Origin of the sequence: Butyricicoccus sp. OF10-2 (genome assembly GCF_003481925.1) — a bacterium.
Classification (GTDB): domain Bacteria; phylum Bacillota; class Clostridia; order Oscillospirales; family Butyricicoccaceae; genus Agathobaculum; species Agathobaculum butyriciproducens.
In genome coordinates this window covers 46001-65437 of record NZ_QUMC01000002.1, presented here as the reverse complement: position 1 = coordinate 65437, position 19437 = coordinate 46001, and the positions used below count along the sequence as shown (strand labels likewise).

The following is a 19437-nucleotide window of genomic DNA, read 5'->3' as shown; positions in this document are numbered from 1 at the left end:
TCACAACTCCATGTCGTGCGTTTTGGATTTGACCGGTAACTTCTTCTCCGGCTGCTGTTTTGCGGCAGTCCTGAGCTGATCACGGATGGAGGGCTTTTCCTGTTTCTGCTCCTGCTTGACGTATTCCAGCGTCGGCATCAGTTCACGATAACAGCCCTGCGTTTTCCGTGCCGCATGACGGCGATGGATTTTGAACAGCGGCTCACCGTTCTGCGTGACCGTGTTGCCCTCAATTTTGACGCCGTTCCGTGCCAGCAGATTGAAGGAGTGGTTAGAGGCGCGGTAGGAAGCCCGCATCCCGTCATTGTGATAGGCAATCTGCCCCTTGAGCGTGTCCATGACGGCGGCTTTGATTTCCTTCTCTTCGGCAGTCAGGCGGTGTCCCTTCGGTGCTTTTGCCGCTTCCTCCGGTAAGGGAGCAAAGGGAGACTTGACCTCCACGGTTTTTACCTCAATAGAGGTAATCTCATCGTTCTCCCATGCAACGACCTCCGGGTCTCTTCCCTCTGTTTTCTCAGAAGTGATTTCCTTCTGGGGTTCGGTCTGCTGACGGAACGCATCCACGAAAAGTGCCGTCAGTCCGGGATTGGGTTTATCCACAAGGAAGCGAGAGGCATTCTCCGGGCAGACCTCAACGTTCTTCGCCCATTCCTTGAGGGGCTGCGGAATACGCCCGTCAAAGTCTTTCTGCTGAATGGTGTTTGCGAGGACATATCGGACACGCTCCGGAGAGAACTGCTCAAGGACACTTTTCACGGCAGCATCCGCATCCAGCCGGTTATCACCGTAGTTGGAGCTGATTGCCGCCTCAATCGCACGGCGGCATTCCACGTTTGCAGCGAGAGAAGCACGATATGACTCCAGCTCACCGGCTTCATAGGCATAATTCGCCGTCTCGCGGTAAATGGGGACTTCCGGCTTTTCCTCCGGAACAGCTTCCTTTACGGGAGCTTCGACTTCCATCTCTGCGGACTGTGCTTTCTCTGCCAGCAGCACCTTGAGCTTGGCGTCAATGCCCTCGATCATCTCAGCCGCCGTCTTGCGGATGGTGTCCAGAGAGCTTTTCAGTTCCTTGGTTTCCTTGCCGGATGACCAACCGGCGATGTAGCCGAAGGAATAGTCCGAGGTTTCAATGCCGTAGTGCTGGCAGACGGTGTAGGCAACGCTTTCCGCCTCAACCTCTTTGGTGTGACGATCCTTCTTGTCTTCGGGGGCGGCTTTCTCGTCCGGCTTGACGGCGTGGAGCTTTGCGTGGGCGATCTCGTGAATGGCGGTTTTGACCGTCTGGATTTCGCTCATGCCCTCCTGAATGGCAATGCGGCTTTCAACCGGCGAGAAGAATCCCTTTGCACCGCCCGGAATGTCCTCAAAGGAAATAGGGACGGGAGATTCCTGCCTGAGCGCGTCGAAGAACGCCTCGTAGTTTTCGACGGTGCCTTTCAGCTCATCGACGATGATGTCCGGAAGCTCCTTGCCGTCCGTCTGGGAAACATCAAAGACACTCACCACCTTGAAGGCAGGACGCAGAACCTCAACTGTTTCTGTGACAGCCTTCCCATCTGCGCCGATCACTGGTTTCTGCGTCGCGGGGTCAATCTTCTCACGCTCTTCCTGCGCCTTGTACGGCGCGGGCGCAAGAATCTTGATGCCCTTTTCGCCCTTCATGACCTGACGGTCAAAGTTGCGCTGCCACGAGGTATAACCGGCAACATAGGTTGCCTCCGGCTTCTGCATCGCAATGAGCAGCGTGTTGTTGAAGGAATAGTTGTAGAACTTGGACATCGTGCGGAGATATTCCTTGAACCGCTCGGATTCAAACAGCTCCTTGATGCCCTGTTCCAGCTTGTCCGTGATTTCGCGGACTTGCTGTGCATTTTTGCTTTCAGCCATTTCAAACCTCCATTTCGGATTTGTTTCGGGGAGAAGAACCCCCCGTCTGAGATTTGCTCAATAAACGAGCCTTTACCTCAGACGGGGTTTCTCTGCGTGTCAGCCGACGATGAAAGATGTTATCCTCCTGCTCCCATTCAATCAGCCGGTCAAACATATCCGGGTGCTTTGTGACCATGTGCAGCAGCTCCGAGTCACTGGCGTTGGGACAGAACCAGCAGCCGTTTCTTCGGCAGTGAGCGTAGATTGGGGAAAGCAGCCCGTGTTCCTGACAGAGCTTGTAGGCGTCCGCCTCGGTCATGCCGTACTTGGCAAGGAGACTGACCTTCTTCACGCCGTCCAGACGCACAAGGCGTTTTGGCTCATCCTCCGCGATGCCGACATAGCTCACAGTATCCGGAGAAAGCGCAGCATTGAACTTGCGGACTGGCGGGATTTTGCAATCCCGATTGACCGCGCACATCCCGGCCCACGCGAACCCGCGAACCTCGCCCTTATGAGGCCCGCGGGTGATGACATGATGAAATACGTCATCGTAGGTCTTGTCCGCATGGAGAATGGTGAACTTGATGCCCAACTCTTTTTCGCAGAAGGGCTTGAGCCGGTCATAAATGAAGTCCCGGTGTTCCGGGACTTCGCCGCTTGTGTCCTTATCAAACATGACCTCACTGAAAACCGCCTCGTCCAGCGGCTCATTGTGCTGTGCAGCCAGCAGGAGCGTCGCTACGCTGTCTTTGCCTCCGCTGCATGAAGCAACATACTTTGGGCGGGTCATCGGTCAAACTCCATCTTGAAGCTGACGTATTTGCCGCCGCTGTCATCCAGACGAATCACCGCATCGTAGAGCTGAGGCTTCTTCGGCGTGTAAAGCCCGGTCACGCGGCACCAGCCCTTGTCCAGCAGCTCCTTTGCAATCCTCTTGGTCAGCTTCTTTTTCTTGCTGGAAAAGAACTTGTTGTCTTCCCACAGGCAGAAGGAGCATTCCTTGTTTGAGCAGTAGAAGTTGCCCTTGCCGACATAGACCGGAGATCCACAACGAGGACATTTGCCGATTTCCTCCTTACCCGTGCCGAAACGCTGGGCTTCGGCATCGGAGAGAAACGGGTAGGCTTTCACGAGATCCCCGGTCATCCGGACAATGCCGCTGAGAAATGCGTCTGCATCCGCATTGCCGCGCTCAATCTCCATGAGCGTGTTTTCCCATTCCGCCGTCATTGCGGGAGATGTGATCTGTTCCGGCAGGACGCAGACAAGGTTGCAGCCGTCCTTCGTGGGAATGAGAGACTTACCCTTGCGCTCTGCAAAGCCGGACTTCACCAGCTTTTCAATGATACCGGCGCGGGTCGCGGGTGTTCCAAGACCTTTCTTCTCGGTGTCATCGTCAAACTGATCGTTTCCGGCAGTCTCCATTGCAGACAGGAGCGTGTCTTCCGTGTACTGCTTCGGAGGCGTTGTGAAGTGTTCGGTGACGCTGGCGGACACATTATCCAGAGCATCACCCTCATGGACTTCGGGCAGGGACTTCATGGGATCGTCCTTTTCCTTCGTCTTGAGGGAAGCCTTGAACAGCTCTTCGATGGCTTTCCAGCCGTTTTGAACGATGGTCTTGCCCTTGGTTTTGAACGCATAGCCCTCGCAGGAGAGCGTGATCTGCGTTTCTGCGTAGGTGTGCTTCTCGCCGGTCGCACACAGAAGGCGCATCCCGATAAGATTGAGGATTTTCTGCTCCGACTGAGGAAGCGCCGAAACATCCTGCTTTTCAAGCTGGACGGTCGGGAGGATGGCATGGTGATCTGTGACCTTGCTGTTGTCGGTTACGCGGGCAATGTCCGGAGTAACCGAAACGCCGGAGAAAAGCGGAAGCTGGCGGCAGACGATGGAAATGACCTGACGGGCAGTGTCCTCCATATCGTCCGTGATGAACTGGCTGTCCGTGCGCGGATAGGTCAGGAGCTTCTTTTCGTAGAGTGTCTGAACGAGATCGAGCGTCTGCTGGGCGGTGAAGCCGTAGTAGCGGTTAGCCTCGCGCTGCAAGGTGGTCAGATCATAGAGCTTCGGAGGGTTGACCGTCTTCGTTTCCTGCTTGAGAGAAGAAACGACGGCTTGCTTTTTCTCGCAAGCCGCCGCAATCTTCTTTGCTTCCTCTTTGGTTTTGACCTTTTCCAGATCAGCGGTCAAATCGCCCTTGCCGACGTGGACATTGAAATACTTTTCCTTCTGGAACGTGGAGATTTTCCCGTCACGCTCCACCAGCATTGCAAGGGTCGGCGTCTGGACGCGCCCGACCACCAGTTTCTTGTGATAGAGCGTGGTAAACAGGCGGGTGCCGTTGATACCGACAATCCAGTCCGCCTTCGAGCGGCTGAGTGCCGCTTCATAGAGACGGTCATATTCCTTGCCATCCCGGAGATGCTGGAAGCCTTCGCGGATGGCGGAGTCCTCCAATGAGCTGATCCACAGACGCTTGAAGGGCTTGGTGCATCCGGCTTTGTTGTAAACCAGCCGGAAGATCAGCTCACCCTCGCGCCCTGCATCGGTTGCGCAGACCAGCTCGGTGACGCGCTTGTCCTTCATGAGAGAGGACAGCACCTTGAACTGCTGGGCTTTGTCCTTCGTGACCTCAAACATCCAGCTTTCCGGAACAATGGGCAGATCGTCATACCGCCACTTGGCATACCGCTCATCGTAGGAGCTGGCGTCTGCCAGCTCCACCAGATGACCGAAGCACCATGAAACGATGTAATTGCCGCCCTCCATGTAGCCGTCCTTGCGGGACGTCGCGCCCAGCACCTTTGCGATGGACTGGGCAACGCTGGGCTTTTCAGCAATGACTAAGATCAATCTTCATCACCATCCGTTTCAGCATCCTCCGCGATCTGCGGCTCTTCATCCTCGTTGATATACGGCTCTTCCTCGTAGCCTTCATCATCAAAGAAGTCCATGTCCTCATCCTTGGGCTTTCTGCCCTTGACGAACTTGATGTAGTAATAAGCTGCACCCGCAGCACCGGCAAGGGCAAAGATGACGAGGATCATGCCGACGTTGGATTTCTTTTCGGGCTTAGGTGCGGGGACATCGCTTTCTGCTTCCTTGTCCGGCTCAGGTGTAACGGGGGCTGTGCCGGTGCATTCGCTCATGTTGGTCTTGCAGACCGGGCAGTCGGTGTTGACCTGACCAGCAGCGCACTTTTCCTTGCAGTTACAGGTGGTCAGAGCCGCCGCAGTGTCTTCATCCAGCAGCGCAAGCAGATCGCTTTCATCGACCATGTTCAGGAAGTACGTCTGATACTGTTCCTCATCCTCATTGATGGGTGCATCGTAGTCAATGACGATATAGAAGGTGTTGCCGTTCTTCGTCTGGACAGTGATGAACTGCTTGTTGGTTGCCTTGTCATAGAGCAAGTCGCGGGTGTAGGCGTTGCCCTCATCGTCAATCGGCTCACCCTTCGGCTTTTCCGGCGCGGGTGTGACTGCGGGCTGCTGTTCCGGCTGGGTTGCCTCTGTGACCGGAAGGTTCTGATCGGTGTCATCGGCATAGGCAAACGCCGTCACCGAGAAGCAGGACAGAACCATGACGCAGACCGCAAGGACGGTCAGAAAACGAAACTTCTTACGCATTGTCGATTACCTCCGTATTTTCAGCGGGTTTGGTGCCGCCCTTCATGGAAGACAGGAACGCCATGATCTGATCCTTGTCCATCACCATAGAGCGCACAGTATTGATGATTTCAAGGTTTTCCAGCTCTGTCTTCTTGTCGTACAGCTCCTTGAGCTGACCTCGATTTCGGACTTCTTCTTTTCAGCCTTCTCAATGTCGGAGAGGACTTTCTGATACTTGGGATTCATGCAAAACTCCTTTCTTTTAATAGGCGGGTCTTCCGAAGGCGTAGAAATGCTGCTGCCAATAGGAAGAGTTGATAGATGTGTACTGAATGGGATCGCCGCAGTGGATCATGACCCCATCACCAACGTAGATGCCGACGTGAGACACGCCGGGGGTGTCATACGTCCCGACGAAAAAGATAAGATCACCGGGCTGTGCATTCGCCTTTGAAACCGGCGTACAGACGTTGTAAAGCCCCTGTGCGCCCAGCCGCCCGGTGTTCACAAGACCGCTGTTCGTGAGAACATAGCTGACAAAGCCGGAGCAGTCGAAGGACGTGTCGGGATTGGAGCCGCCCCACACATACGGATAGCCGAGATACTTTTCCGCCTCGGTAATCAGCGCTGCAAACTTCTCGTCGTTCAGGTATTCCGGGTTGACATCGTAGTCGGCGGGAGGATTGGTGATGTACTTGTCCACATAGGGAGAGTCTCCGAACAGATCCTCGCGGTTGCCCAGCACCGACATATACGTTGCGTACATGGAAAGCTGTTCCTGAGACATGATGTAGACCGGGACGTGGGAGAGATTGAAGTTTTCGAGCTTCACGTTGCAGATGTAGTAGTCATACGGGACGCGATAGGTTTCCGTGTGCGTGTTGCCGTCTGCGTCCGTCCATGTGTCGGTTTCCGTGCGGTATCTGGTTTCGACGATAACCTCTTCGGTGAGGATGTACTGCTTTTCAAACAGCATTTGGAGCGTACCCTGCACCTCATCCAGCGTGAACTCGCCCTCATGGAGAGCCGAGAGAATGGAGATCAGCACATAGGGGTCATGCTCAATATCATCCAGATCGAAGTGGTATTCATCGTAGTTGTGAGTGCTTTCGTAGGTGTCGAGATAGCGTTGCAGCTCCTGCTCCATTTGGCAATACTGCGCTTCTGCGCCCAGCATCGCATCATCCTCGCTGAGATAGGAGGAAGCGATAACCGTCGAGCCGGTAGAAGTAAGCATCGAACACGAGCTGATTCCGGCACCGAGCAAAACGAGAAGGGCAATTCCGACGCCGATCCAGATGAAGACCTTCTTGTTCTTCTCAAAGAACTCCTTGATCTTGTCGGACGCCTTCTCACCGAGCTTCTTGCCGGTGCTTTTTGTAGCAGTCCCGGCAGTCTGAGAACCGGCATTTCGAGCGGCGGCATATTCCTTCTTGATGCTCTGCTTCTGATAGTGCTTGTTCATGTTCTGCTTCTTCATCTCAGGATGCTCCTGCTGATTTCTTTCATATTGGAGCTTCGCATCCGCAGCATCCGCCTTGTGTTCCAGCTTGGAGACCTTCTCGTAGGGCTTGTTGACGCTGCTTTCCCGATGATGACGGAAATGCCGAGCGGCAGTCTCAGCGGCGATCTCCGTTTTATGCGCCGCCTCAACCGCCGTGTTTTCCTGTTCGACCTCATGGATTTTGCCGTGAATGCCGGAAGCGAGGGTGTCACCGACCTTACGGACGGTTTTATCTGCTTCAAATTGCAGCTTGCCTTTGCTCTTGGGCTTTTTCAGCTCATCCTCAAAATGAAGGCGGGTTTTGCCCTTGCCGGTTTCCTCATCAAAAACACGCTCTTTCTTGAGAACCTTGTGCGTGGGCAGCTTCTCGCGGGCAGCGTCCAGACGCTCATGTGCCTTCTCTGACTTCCTTTCGAGCTTCTGCATCCGCTTCGTGGGCGGGACGGCATCGTCGATGATCGGCTTTGCGGAAGCAGTCTCCGCCGCTTGGGAGAGAACGGCATCCGCGTCAACGGCTTCAACCGCAGAGGTCTTGCGCAGCTTGTGCGTGACAACCGTTTCAGCAATCACCGTGCCGGTATGAGAAGAAACGCTGTGCTGCTCTAAAGTTGGAGGCTTGAACGGCGTTTCCGAGGGCAGCGGTTCAGGTACATTCTGGGGTGGATTTTCTGCCCTTTTCTCTTCTGTGACGGACGTTTCCGAGGGCGGCTGTGTGTCGTTATCCTCGGCGTGTTCCGCCCGAAACTGACGCTGCTGACGGCGCATCTGCACCTTTTTCTGTTCCTCTGGGGAAAGAGCTTCGGAAGGCTCGACTGTCTCACTGGGCTTCACCAGCTCCACATCTTCCGGACGTTTTGACACACGCTGCTCGGTGCCAGCCGTCAGGTTTTCCTCGACCGCGCCCTCTCGCGTCATCCGCAGAACAACCTTGTCGCGGGCTTTGAGTTCCGGTTCCTTGGACATCAGATTTCACCTCCAATCCGCTTGTAGGCAAGCTCGGTGTATTCAGGGTTCAGCTCTATGCCCACGAAATGACGCCCCATCTGTGAGGCAACCATGCCGGTTGTGCCGCTTCCCATGAACGGGTCAAGCACAATGCCGCCTTCTGGACAACCGGCGAGAAGACAGGTTTCAACCAGCTTTGGAGGGTAGGCGGCATAGTGACCGCCCTTGAAGGGGACGGTGTTGATCTTCCAGACATCGCGCTTGTTGCGGACCGGATTGATGTCTGCGTCCTTGATCGCGCCATGCTCACGCGGGCGGTTGATGGACTGCGGCTGAGGCTGACCGGGAACGGGCTTGCCGTATTTGTTTCCGCCCTTCATGCCGCGCTTGAGGCGTTCTGCCGTTGCGGGGGCAATCGGCTCGGAGATTGCCTTGTAGTCAAAGAAATACTTCTTGGACTTGGAGAACAGAAAGATATGCTCATAGCAGCGGGATAGGCGGTCTTTCACGCTCTCCGGCATGGGGTTATCCTTCATCCAGATGATGTCGTTGCGCAGATACCAGCCGGTATCGCGGAGGGCAAAAGCCAGCATCCACGGAATGCCGATCATATCCTTCGGCTTGCAGCCCTCAACCTTGTTGTTGAGAGCCACAGCCTGACCGTTTCTGCCGCAGGGGTTCTTCGGGTCAATGAAGTCTCCCTGATTGCCCTTTCCGGCGTAGGTGTCCGAGATGTTCAGCCAGAGCGTTCCATCCGGACGCAAAACGCGCCTGACTTCGGTAAACACTTCCGTCAGGCGCGAGATATATTCCTTCGGCGTTGTCTCTCTGCCGATCTGCGCATCCATGCCGTAATCGCGGAGCGCGTAATACGGAGGGGACGTCACACAGCAATGAACGCTGTCATCGGGCAGGGTTTTCAGGATTTCAAGGCAATCGCCGGTATGAATGATGTCAAGTTGTATGGTGGTTTACCTCCTGTTCTGTTGGATTTGCGTTCCCGTTGAAATGTTGGCTGTAAAACCCGATAACATTTCAATGGGCATCAATCGGAGTAATACTCGTCCGGCTCGTAGTCCTCGTCTTCCATGAAGTCCTCGTCGAGATCGTCAATCTCGTCCGCCCAACGGTCGAAGATTTCCTCGGCTTCCTTCGCCGCCTCACGATAGAGGCTCAGCCGGTTCTTCTCAAAGGCGGCAAAGGCAGGGACGAACTTGCCGAACTCACGGATTGCCTTCACATCCTGCGTGCGCATATCTGCGACGCACTGGATGATTTCGGACATGGTGAGCAGATCGTCGATCATCAGCTCATACTTGCCCTTGGGGATAGAAACGGTTTCATCTTCACCCGCGTCAGCGAAAGGGGTATTCTCATCGTTGTTGCTGCACTCAGAAACATCAACATTGAAGTAAAAGCCGATCATATCCACGGCTACTTTGGTCATAATCTGACGCGCTTCCTTGACCTTTTCGTCGATGTCCTCCCTCACATGGAGGTAGGCGCGGTGATGCTTCTTGAGGTCGCTTTCCAGTCGGAGCAGATCGGTCAGCTCCCACAGAGCCTTAAACAGCGCGGAGGTGTTCTCTCCGTATTCGATAGCGTCCGCATAGGGAATGGTAATCATCTTGTTGTTCATATTCAAAAATCCTCCTATCAGTTCTGTACGATTTCTTCTAAGCGGGTGGTCATGATGCGGTAGAGCTGGGTGTCCTTCGGGAAATCGTCCTTGAAGGGAACGATGGTCGAGCCGTAGAAGATCAGCCCCTCACCGGCGTTGGAGTTGGTGATGTAGTTCTGCTGGCTGGGCGAGATGTTCAGCGCCTTCGAGAGAATCTGCCGGTCGCCGGATGCCTGATTCAGAAGGTAGACAAAATCCGAGTTTTCAAAAATGTTCTCCACCTCGCGGGAGGCAAGAAGATCCTTGACGTTCTGCGTGATTCCGGTCGGGATGCCGCCCCATTTTCTGAAACGCTTCCAGATTTCCACGCTGTACGCGGCGGTCTGTTCCTCTTTCAGCAAAAGGTGGAACTCGTCCATGTAGTAGCGCGTTGCCTTGTGCTGGGCGCGGTTGATGGTAACTCTGTTCCACACCTGATCCTGCACAATCAGCATACCGAGCTTTTTGAGCTGCTTGCCGAGTTCGCGGATGTCATAGCAGACGAAGCGGTTGTTGACATCCACATTCGTTCTGTGATTGAAGACGTTCAGAGAGCCGTGAACATAAATTTCAAGGGCAGTTGCAATGCGCTGTGCCTCCGGCTCCTTCTGATTTCTCAGAATGTTGTAGAGGTCTTCGAGGATCGGCATTTTCTCCGGTTTTGGGTCTGCAAGAAACTCCTGATAGACCATGCGGACGCTGCGGTCAATGATGGTCTTCTCAACTGGCTGCAAGCCGTCCTTGCCGCCGACAATCAGCTCACACATGGAGAGAATGAAGTCGGATTTCAGCGTCAGCGGGTTTTCCTCTTCGGAGTAGTTCGTGTTGATGTCCAGCGGATTGATGTAATCCGTGCTGACCGGCGAGATGCGGATGACCTGACCGCCGAGCTTCTGCACAAGGGGGAAATACTCGGCTTCGGGGTCGCAGACGATGATGTCATCCTCAGTGATGAGGAAGGCGTTCGTCATTTCGCGCTTGGCGGAGAAGGACTTACCGGAACCGGGTGTACCCAGGATCAGCCCGTTGGGGTTCTTGAGCCGCTTGCGGTCAACCATGATCATGTTGTTGGACAGCGCGTTCAGCCCGTAGTAGAGAGCTTCGCCGCCCTGAAAAAGCTCCTGCGTGGTGAACGGCACGAAAACCGCCGTGCTGGAAGTGGTCAGTCCGCGTTCAATTTCCACCTGATTGACGCCGATAGGCAGAGAAGACATCAGCCCCTCTTCCTGCTGGAAGTCAAGACGCTTGAGCGCACAGTTATACTTTTGGGCAATGGCAGCGGTTTGGAATACCGCGTTTTCGAGCTTCTGGCGATTGGATGCCGTGTTCATGATGAGGATAGTCACAAGGAACAGTCTCTCATTGCGGGTCTGGAGATCCTGCAACAGACGCTTTGCCTCACCGCCGAAGGTAGCGAGATCGGACGGGATGATGTCCATGTCGTAGCCGGAGCGGACTGCTTTTTTCTGTTCCTCGATCTTCATTTTGTCGAGGTCGGTGATCTTCGACTTGATGCTCTTGATTGCCTTCGCCTGGTCAATCGTCCGGATATGAAAATTGACCGTGATGTTGCTGTCCATCTCAAGGAAGTCGGCAAGCATACGGTCATTGAGTTCCGGCGCGAGGATTTGCAGGAAGCTCACCGCGCCGATGGTTCTGCCCATCTTGAAGCACTTGCCTTCACGGAAGTCAAAGGAAGTGGGCGCGATGAAGTCCTTCGTGCTGAGTCCCGTCCGGGCAACCATGTCAAAGGAAAAGCGGAACGGCTCATTGGTGTCCATGTTGAACACATCATGAAACACTTTCAGCCGCTCGTAGCCGGACAGCGGCTCCGTCCTCACGCCGAGGGTTTTGAAGTTGTTGAGAATGTCGGTTTCAATGCGTTCGAGCTTCGGCTTTGCCGTGCGGAGGGAGTCTGCCTCAATGCCGAAGGTGATGTACTTCTTCTTGACCAGTCCGTTGTTGCCCTTGGTGAGCTGGCTTTGCAGCATTCCGGAATACTCGGAGCGGATGTCGTTGAAGGCGTCCTCCTGTGCCGGAATGTTGATGCGCTTGCGGAACTCATTGAGGCTTGCCTTCTGATTGATGAAGGAGAGCTGAACGAAAATCGAGCTGTCAAAGTAGTTCAGAAAGTTGCACCAGTTCTCAAAGATGGCAGTTTTGTCCTCGTTCTGCGCAAGCTGGTAGTTGATGTCCTCAAAGGCGATGGACTTCGTGTAGAGGCGGCTGTTTACCTTGCAGATACCGTCGCGGCTCATCTCCACATAGGGAATGGTCTGCTGGGCGGACTTGCGGACTTTCTTTGCCTTCCTGTCCTTTTTCTTCTGCATGACGAGCCGCTTCTTTTCCTGAGCGGAAAGGGCATCGCCGTAAACGACGCCGTTTTTGACCGTCATCTTAGGCTTTGCCTTTGCTGTGCTGTTGTTCAAGCTGCAATTCCTCCTGTTCTTTGATTTTCTGCTGAATTTCAGCATAGAGATTGTTTGTGCGATAGGGACGCACCTTGTCCCGGATGAACATGGACTGTACGATGTGGTACAGATACTTTTCGGCGGGCTGTCCGTCCTTCTCGTAAAGCGCGAAGAAGATGAACGGGAGCATGATGACCACCATCAGCATTGCCGCCGTAGACAAGTCGAGATGCGCCTTCGCCAGAAAGAAGATCGGAACGCCGACTGCCGCAGCGATGGAAAAACAAATGAGCTGCCGCTTGGTCAGGTTGAACATGACCTTCGTTTTGACGCGGTTAAGATCCTTCGGGACCGGAACAAATGCCATTGACTGTTTCCTCCTTTCCAAGAGTAATGCTGCATTCGACTTCGTTGCCCCAAACGTCCCAGCCTTCGGGAGACTGACGGGCAAAAAGCTCTACGCGGGGAAGGTCTCCCATGAGCCGAACAATGCGTTCCCTCGCTTCATCCGGCTTTTTGGAATGCTCTTCGATGTGGCTGAGGATGACCTGACGCACACCGGCGTCAACTCGCTTCGGGTGTCCCTTCGTGGCAAGGATGCAGATTTCCGCGTTTGCCCTTGTCCAATACCCCATGCCGGTGAAGAGGTCATCGTTCTTGCGGTTTTGCTTCACCCATACAAAAGCCACGGTCTTATAAGAAAAGCCCCATGCCGTCAACACTTCGAGTGCTTCACAGAGGCACGGAAACGTGATCCAGAGAAACAGAGCGCAGTCCTTAGCGGCAAGCTCACCGACAGGAAGTGCCTTGATGTCTTCAATGCACATTGTCGGGTAGTGGCTTTCCGCCGATCGTCCCTGTCCCTTCTTGGAGTAAGTCCGATACGCCCAAGGGGGATCGGCGTAGATGATGCTGTACTTCTTCATGCTGCCGACCTCCTTAGTGCGCATGGAAAATGGATTTTGCGAGGCTTCCGGTCTTGAACAGCGAGAAGCATAGAATGACCGTATACGCTGCCACAGAGAACAGAGCCGAATGAATGTTGTCTGCGATGATCATGCCGTTAATCAGCACCGCATAGATGCCGACGCAGACCATGATGAGAAAGCCCTGAAATGCCAGAGCGAACAAGCCTTTCAGATAGTTCGTGCCGATGCTGCCCCATTCGCGGTTGCTCATGGTTGCGATGGGAATAGGCGCAATACTCACGGTGCAGTAAATCTCAATCATGCGCCCGTAGAGGATGACCGTAATGAGGATTGCCATGATTTTGAGGCACAGGCTGATCAGGAGCGTTTCTATCGACAGTCCGAGCAGTTCTCCGACGCCCATGTTCTCCATGCCGGTACGCATCTGCGCAATCGTCGCGTCAATGTCAATGCTCGTGTTGCCGTGGATTACTCCTGCTGCACCGGAAACTACATTCTGCCCGATGTCGAATACTGCCATCACGATGTCAAACGTGTGTGTTACGAGATAGATCGCCACAGCCGCCTTGAAAAACCACTTGAAGAACATCCATGTGTCCATGTCGTGAAGGTTGTTTTTCTCGGTGATCATAGAAATCAGCTCGTAGCACAAAACGAAGGTGATGATGATACCAGCGATGGGGACTATCACGTTTTCGGATAGTCCCCGGATCATCTGGTACACGCCGCCGTTCCAGCCGGACGGTGTTTGCCCAACTTCGGCGGCAATCGTTCCTACCTTCTCGTTGACATCGGTGAACATATTGGTCAGGTTGCTCTCGATCCATCCGATCAGCATATCCTTGAGAGCTTGTTCGATCTTTTCTAAAATGCTGCCCAATATTTCACCACCCTTCGGTTAAGCTGGGCTTGCCGTGGATTAGCCGAACAAACCGGAGAGCAGGGGGATGAGGGTCGTGCCGATCAGCACCACACCGCCGCCAGCCATGAGCTGCTTGATGCCCTGAGACTTAGCGCCGGGGTTGTCGTTGCCGTAGCCTTCCATGAGGTTGACAACACCCCACACCGCAAGACCTGCGCCGAGGGCGATAACAAGCGTCTGGAGAACCGTAACTGCCTGATTGATAAATGCCATACTTGAATTTCCTCCTTAAATCGTTGATGAATTGTGAAGGGCGAGTGCCTTTTCCAGCACCCGCCCCGATGGTTACTTCTGCGCGGCTGCCGGATTAACCGAACAGACCGGAGAGCAGAGGGATGAGGGTCGTGCCGATCAGCACCACACCACCGCCAGCCATGAGCTGCTTGATGCCCTGAGACTTAGCGCCGGGGTTGTCGTTGCCGTAGCCTTCCATGAGGTTGACAACACCCCACACTGCGAGACCTGCGCCGAGGGCGATAACGAGCGTCTGAAGAACCGTGACAGCCTGATTGATGAAAGCCATAGATTTTCCTCCTTGATTTGAAAAAGATTGGTTGTGTATTTTTGAAAATGGGCATAAAAAAAGAAGCCCCGTCGCTGTTCTGCTTTGGGATGAGCCATCAGGCTTTACCCACTGCGCAGTGCAGCGACGGGGCTTTAATCTGCATCGACCTCGCCCATATCATAGAGGTCGAATGTGTCATCGGGCTTGACCACCAGCTTATGCTGCCGGTATTTTTCGATGTCAAAGGCATTCCGCTTGTCATAGTCGGAGAGCTGCCGGTATTTGGGATGCTTCGTGATGTCGTATTTGTTACTGAGAAAAGGTCTCACGCCTCGAAGCTGCAAAATACACTTAGCTCCGTCCATGACGGCGATCTCGTCCTGAGACATCAGTTCCTTGCCGGTCTTCTGATAGTTCAAGCCATAAGAGTTGTTGTTGGAACGGGTTTCTGAGGTGTTGTAAAGGTCGATTGTCTCTTTACCCAGCACCTCGCTGATTTCCTTGAGGGTGGATTTCTCCTTGCCGCCGAGGAAAAGAGTGCAGTCGCAGTTGCCCGTGATGGTGTCCGCCGCATCCTTGTAGATGGTCTTGAGCTGAGACTGGGACTGCAAGATGATTGACGCCGAGATTTCCCGGCTTCGTATGGTTGCGATGAGCTTATCAAACTTCGGGATTTGACCGATGTTCGCAAACTCGTCGAGCAGACAGCGCACATGGACGGGAAGCCGTCCGTTGTAAACGTCATCTGCTTTGTCGCAGAGAAGGTTGAAGAGCTGGGAATACATGATCGCCACGACGAAATTGAAGGTGTCATCGGTGTCGGAAATGATGACGAACAGCGCCGTCTTCCGGTCTCCGATGGTGTCCAGTTCCATCTCATCGTAGCTCATCAGCTCCCGCAGCTCTGCAATGTCGAAGGGCGCAAGCCTTGCACCGCAGGAAATCAAAATCGACTTGGCGGTTTTGCCAGAGACGAAAAGTCAAGGACTTTTTCATCAAATTCAAAAAGAAGTCACATTTTGCGGACTTCTTCACGGAGCATACGCTTGATTTTGTCCTCCATCGTCTCCTTGGCGGTCTGGCTGAAATGGACACGGACGATATAGGTGGTCTTGCCAATCTGCTTTCTGACAGTCGGGCAAGTGGTGCTGTTGGTTGCGGTATTGTTCATTCAAAATCCTCCTGTAAATGAAAAATGCCCGGTGACTGTTCATCATCGGGCGGTGTCGGTATGAGGGAACAAGGCAAGGCGGCAACATTAAGGTATCTATAAAAACCTTGCCGTCTTTGCCATGCTTGCCGTGTTCCTGCGTCAGCTTCGGAGATAGCAGACCCATGCTGTGCCGTCTTTCTCGGTCACAAGCCTGTCTCCAATACGGCTTTTAGCTGTCCTCATCGTGCGTGAGGATATGCCCCTGTCATTGACCGCTTTTTCCAGCTCTGCACTCGGCATTTTCTTTCCGTCTGCCAGCAGTTCCAGTATCAGCATTTCTGCCTGTGCGGTCTTGCTCTCGGTCTTGCCGGTGTCCGTCCCAGCAAGAAGCTCGTCAGCGGTAATGTCATAAGCTCCTATCCATTCAAAGCCTTTCTCATCTCCCAGAGAAAAGGCAAGGGACTGTCCGGGCGGCGCAAGGGAGCTTTTCTCATGGATAAGTACCCTTGTTGTGGGGCTGTCTTTCAGCTTGCCGATAAAGAGTAGGCTGCGGACTGCCGCCGTAATGTCGATAGACCCCAATCCCCGGTAGGTGCTTTGCGTTCCTGCGGCTTTGTTGAGGTGTCCGATCAGCACGATAGCGCACCCGGTAGCCTGTGCAATGTCTCCCAGACTGCGGAAGATGGGACGGACTTCATTTGCCCGGTTCATGTCCACATCTGCGCCCAGAAACGCCTGTACCGGATCGATGATAACCAGCCTTGCGCTGTTCTCACGGATTGCCCTTGCTATGCGCTCATCGGCAAGGGTCAGCGGCGTGTCTCTATCGTCAATGACAAGTACTCTTTCAAGGTCTGCGTCCGCTTCCATCAGCCGGGGCTTAACGGTATCGCCCAGACCGTCCTCGGCGGTCTGATAGATGATATTGAAAGGTTCAAGTGTCTCCATACCGGGCAAAGGCTTTCGATTGGTGCAAGCCGCCGCAAGGCGCATGGCAAAGTAGGTCTTGCCCTCGCCGGGATTGCCCTGGATAATTGTCAGCTTTCCAAATGGGATATAGGGAAACCATAGCCATTCCACGCTCGTCAGCTCCACATCAGCCATACGGAGCATTGGGACAGGCTGGGCGGTGGGCAGCTCTCGCAGCGTGATTGTCTCGGCTATGAATTTGCGGCTCGGAATGTCCCCTTGCTGACGGAGAACATCGTTCCAGTCTTTCCTTGCCGGGACAAGGCGAATGACGGCGATCTCGCCGGGAATGTCCTGCGCCAGTCGGAAGCAGGCTTCACTTCCTGCGGTGTCGCTGTCAAGGCAGAGGAATACTTTTCGGGTGTCCTTGCGTTCAGAAAGAAAACGGTCAAGGGCTTTGCCCGAAACGCCGCCCAGGGCAAGATAATTTCTTGTCTGCCAATCCTGCGGATAAAGGCAGATAAAGGACAAAAGGTCAATCGGCGCTTCAAAAACAAAAAGCTGGTTGCCGTTTCCCTCATAGCGGAACGGATAGGACTTGTCAGACCCGGTAATATCCTGTCTGAATGGGTCTGCCGTTCCTCGCACATGGGCGTATCTCGGCGTACCGCTTCGGTCTCTGCCAACAAAGACAACATTGTGCCGCTTTGCGTCCTCGTAAATGTCCCCGGAAAGAAGAAAATCCTCAACCAGTTTCGGGTTGAGACCTCGGCTTTCGCAAAGATATTGAATTGCTCTGTCGGCTGTTCGGTTGTGCAAGGGCAAGTGGAACGCTGTGGGCGGTGCTGTGGTGGCTTCGGTCTGTCCTTCGCCGCTTTCGCCGGTCAGGAGCTGGACAGCTTCGGGAAAGGACTTGCCGTAAAACTCCATGACAAAATCAATGGGATAGCCGCCCTTGCTCTGGCTGTGTCGAAACCACTTGTTTCCCCGGACGGTCAGGCTGTCATGTTCTTTCCAGCGGTATTCTCGTCCGCTTTTGATAAGTGTCTCTCCCTGTGTGCGGAGAAAATCTTCCAGACTGACGGCGTTTGCCCGGTCAATCTGTGCTTGGGTGTAATTCATCGGGATAGTTCCTCCTTTTTCTGTCGTGTTTGGGGTCGATTTTGGAGCTTTTGTTCCTCTGTGCGCTCGTTAAATCGGGCGGCAGTATCTACGCATGACTTGACCTTCCAAAGGCGGTGTAAATCGTCTCTGACGGTCTTAAACTCGCCGTAGGTGGTGTTGTGCGCCTGTTCCAGCTCGTCATACTCTTCGGTCAGCTTTTTCATATCCACCTTGCCGTCCGGGAACTCTCCGGTCAGCTTGCGTCTGGCGGCGTAGAACTGTTTCAGTTCCGCTTCATGCTCTGCCTTGTACTTGGCTCTGGGCTTCTCAAACTTGATTTTCTGCAAGCCGTCATAGACAGGCTTCAAGCTCTGGAAAGCAGCGGAGCTGTCATAGAGCTGCTTAATTGCTTTCATTCGGGCGGTCTGTTCGTCCAGCGTTTTCTTCAAGCTCTCTGTGGCAGCACTGTGTTCGCTGACACGGCTTTCCAAATCTTCAAGGGAGTAAATGCCGTTTGCCCGGAGATAATTGAAAGTCTCGTTCATCTCCTTTAGATTGCTGACCTTGCCTTTCTGCGAATACGCCCCGGCTCTGCGCTGGGTGTAATAGGCGTTCAGCAGAGAAACAAGGTCGGGTGCCTGCGGCTTGGCAAGCTCTGCTTTTGCTTCGGCAATCCAATCGAACAGGAGAGCGATTTTCTTCTTGATGTCCCGGATAACGGCATTGGTTGCCTTGATCCAGCGGTTGAACTCGCCCTTCTCGGTGCGTATGCCTTTCTTCTCCATTGCCCGGACGGTTGCGCCTTCATGGATAGTGGGAAGTAAATCCACGCCTTGCCGTTCATAGCTGCGGTGGTCGATACGAACATCAATACCTTTTTCCGCAAACTTGGCATTGCACATCTCCGCCCATGCTTCACGCCAATGTTCCAGCGTTTCGGGACTGCCCCAGTCGGTAGTGGGAACGGCGTTGAAAACAAACTCTCCGTTCTGGTCCCGGATACGGTTGCCGTCCTCGTCCAGCTCATACACCCGGCGTTGCTTTAGTCCCCATTTGCCGTTCTGCTCGATGGGGCGGATAGGGCAAAGCACATGAAAATGCGGGTTTGGTATGCCGCCGTCCTCCCGGTCTGGCTGGTGTACGGCGAAGTCAACCACCATGCCACGGCTCACAAAGTTCTCCAACAAAAATTGCCTTGCAAGAGCGATGTTTTCCTCAAGGGAAAATTCATTCTGCAAGGCAATGTCAAAGCTGTATGCAAGCTGGGCGTTCTTTCCACGCTCGGCTTTTTCCACGGCGTTCCATAGGGTCTGGCGGTCTGCGTATTCTGGCGGTGCATGGGACGGCAGGAGAATGTCGGAGCAGATCACGCCGCCCTTGCGGGTGTAGTCGCTGTATTCGCCGTAATACTCGCTATACAATCGCTCCCCGGCACGGTAGGCGGCAGAAGCAATAGCGGACTGTCCTGCGCTTCGCTTAGTCTGCGTGACGCTCAGATGAAATAGTGCCATCGGCTTTCAACTCCTTTTCTCTGTTCGCTTGGTTGGTGTGAGTAATCGCCATGTGACGGACGGCTCGCTGGACTTCGGACAGGGAAAAGATGTGTTCCATCAGCTCCGTCATTTCGGCACGGTTGAGATCTTTGACCTCCGGGGCAAGGCTCTCAATCGTGCCGCCCAGATTGCAAAGACGATGGGTGCGCTTTTGTCTCTCGCCTTTCTCCAGATACTTCTTTCTGTTCTCCAGACGCTCCAGCTTGTGCTGTTCCTGTGCAAGCTGTGTCTCGACCTGTTCCTTTTCGGCTCGGAGCTGTTCAAGGTTTTTCGGTTTTGCCATTTTTCGTGACCTCCTTTTTTGAAAATGGGGATAAAAAAAGACCGTCAACTTTTCGCAGATTGCGACCAGT

General features: G+C 54.0%; 18 protein-coding genes and 1 pseudogene. All 19 read right to left on the bottom strand.

All coding sequences use genetic code 11. From position 1 onward, the window contains the following. The 19 genes and pseudogenes from DXB00_RS01945 to DXB00_RS01855 all read right to left on the bottom strand — a co-directional run bounded on the left by DXB00_RS01945 (position 1) and on the right by DXB00_RS01855 (position 19367). The gene (locus DXB00_RS01945) at positions 1 to 1890 is read right to left on the bottom strand and encodes a DUF3849 domain-containing protein (RefSeq protein ID WP_119214445.1); all 1890 of its coding nucleotides are present in this window, start codon (positions 1888 to 1890) and stop codon (positions 1 to 3) included. Position 1891: 1 nt separating this feature from the next. Beyond that, positions 1892 to 2665 carry a phosphoadenosine phosphosulfate reductase gene (locus DXB00_RS01940; RefSeq protein ID WP_119214444.1) on the bottom strand — a complete coding sequence of 258 codons (774 nt, stop codon included), beginning with the start codon at positions 2663 to 2665 and terminating at the stop codon, positions 1892 to 1894. Next, on the bottom strand, positions 2662 to 4731 hold the full coding sequence (locus DXB00_RS01935) for a DNA topoisomerase 3 (protein WP_119214443.1): 2070 nt from the start codon (positions 4729 to 4731) through the stop codon (positions 2662 to 2664). The genes DXB00_RS01940 and DXB00_RS01935 overlap by 4 nt, the downstream gene beginning before the upstream one ends. Beyond that, on the bottom strand, positions 4728 to 5507 hold the full coding sequence (locus DXB00_RS01930; protein ID WP_119214442.1) for a DUF4366 domain-containing protein: 780 nt from the start codon (positions 5505 to 5507) through the stop codon (positions 4728 to 4730). The genes DXB00_RS01935 and DXB00_RS01930 overlap by 4 nt, the downstream gene beginning before the upstream one ends. Continuing rightward, a complete protein-coding gene (locus tag DXB00_RS16900) occupies positions 5500 to 5604 on the bottom strand; it encodes a DUF4315 family protein (protein ID WP_243107131.1) in 105 nt (34 codons plus the stop codon). Before DXB00_RS16900 ends, DXB00_RS01930 begins: the two co-directional genes overlap by 8 nt. Before the next feature lie 147 nt (positions 5605 to 5751). Then, a complete protein-coding gene (locus DXB00_RS01920) occupies positions 5752 to 7956 on the bottom strand; it encodes a C40 family peptidase (RefSeq protein WP_119214441.1) in 2205 nt (734 codons plus the stop codon). After that, on the bottom strand, positions 7956 to 8825 hold the full coding sequence (locus DXB00_RS01915; protein WP_442861355.1) for a DNA-methyltransferase: 870 nt from the start codon (positions 8823 to 8825) through the stop codon (positions 7956 to 7958). The genes DXB00_RS01920 and DXB00_RS01915 overlap by 1 nt, the downstream gene beginning before the upstream one ends. 158 nt (positions 8826 to 8983) lie before the next feature. Beyond that, positions 8984 to 9577, bottom strand: a complete 594-nt coding sequence (locus tag DXB00_RS01910; RefSeq protein WP_119214439.1) for a nitrogen fixation protein — start codon at positions 9575 to 9577, stop codon at positions 8984 to 8986. A 17-nt stretch (positions 9578 to 9594) separates the two neighbouring features. Further along, positions 9595 to 11994: a VirB4-like conjugal transfer ATPase, CD1110 family gene (locus tag DXB00_RS01905; protein ID WP_119214477.1), complete on the bottom strand. Its 2400-nt coding sequence runs from the start codon at positions 11992 to 11994 to the stop codon at positions 9595 to 9597. 1 nt (position 11995) lies between these two features. Continuing rightward, on the bottom strand, positions 11996 to 12376 hold the full coding sequence (locus tag DXB00_RS01900; RefSeq protein WP_005934790.1) for a PrgI family protein: 381 nt from the start codon (positions 12374 to 12376) through the stop codon (positions 11996 to 11998). Continuing rightward, positions 12345 to 12959, bottom strand: a complete 615-nt coding sequence (locus tag DXB00_RS01895; protein WP_084203597.1) for an MT-A70 family methyltransferase — start codon at positions 12957 to 12959, stop codon at positions 12345 to 12347. Before DXB00_RS01895 ends, DXB00_RS01900 begins: the two co-directional genes overlap by 32 nt. Further along, positions 12949 to 13818, bottom strand: coding sequence for a VirB6/TrbL-like conjugal transfer protein, CD1112 family (locus DXB00_RS01890; RefSeq protein WP_005934793.1), 870 nt, complete (start codon positions 13816 to 13818; stop codon positions 12949 to 12951). The genes DXB00_RS01895 and DXB00_RS01890 overlap by 11 nt, the downstream gene beginning before the upstream one ends. Positions 13819 to 13857: 39 nt before the next feature. After that, positions 13858 to 14073, bottom strand: a complete 216-nt coding sequence (locus DXB00_RS01885; protein ID WP_005934794.1) for a Maff2 family mobile element protein — start codon at positions 14071 to 14073, stop codon at positions 13858 to 13860. A gap of 94 nt (positions 14074 to 14167) precedes the next feature. Continuing rightward, positions 14168 to 14383, bottom strand: coding sequence for a Maff2 family mobile element protein (locus tag DXB00_RS01880; RefSeq protein ID WP_005934794.1), 216 nt, complete (start codon positions 14381 to 14383; stop codon positions 14168 to 14170). Positions 14384 to 14517: 134 nt separating this feature from the next. Then, positions 14518 to 15336, bottom strand: a pseudogene (locus tag DXB00_RS01875) (VirD4-like conjugal transfer protein, CD1115 family); the annotation flags it as partial. Positions 15337 to 15377: 41 nt separating this feature from the next. Then, complete coding sequence (locus tag DXB00_RS01870; protein WP_119214438.1) at positions 15378 to 15536, bottom strand: transposon-encoded TnpW family protein; 159 nt, start codon at positions 15534 to 15536, stop codon at positions 15378 to 15380. Positions 15537 to 15677: 141 nt separating this feature from the next. Then, a complete protein-coding gene (locus DXB00_RS01865) occupies positions 15678 to 17549 on the bottom strand; it encodes an AAA family ATPase (protein WP_119214437.1) in 1872 nt (623 codons plus the stop codon). Next, positions 17546 to 19042 (bottom strand): MobQ family relaxase, encoded by a 1497-nt coding sequence (mobQ, locus tag DXB00_RS01860; protein ID WP_119214436.1) that lies wholly within the window; start codon positions 19040 to 19042, stop codon positions 17546 to 17548. The genes DXB00_RS01865 and mobQ overlap by 4 nt, the downstream gene beginning before the upstream one ends. Then, on the bottom strand, positions 19008 to 19367 hold the full coding sequence (locus DXB00_RS01855; protein ID WP_097770909.1) for a DUF3847 domain-containing protein: 360 nt from the start codon (positions 19365 to 19367) through the stop codon (positions 19008 to 19010). The genes mobQ and DXB00_RS01855 overlap by 35 nt, the downstream gene beginning before the upstream one ends. Positions 19368 to 19437: the final 70 nt, after the last annotated feature.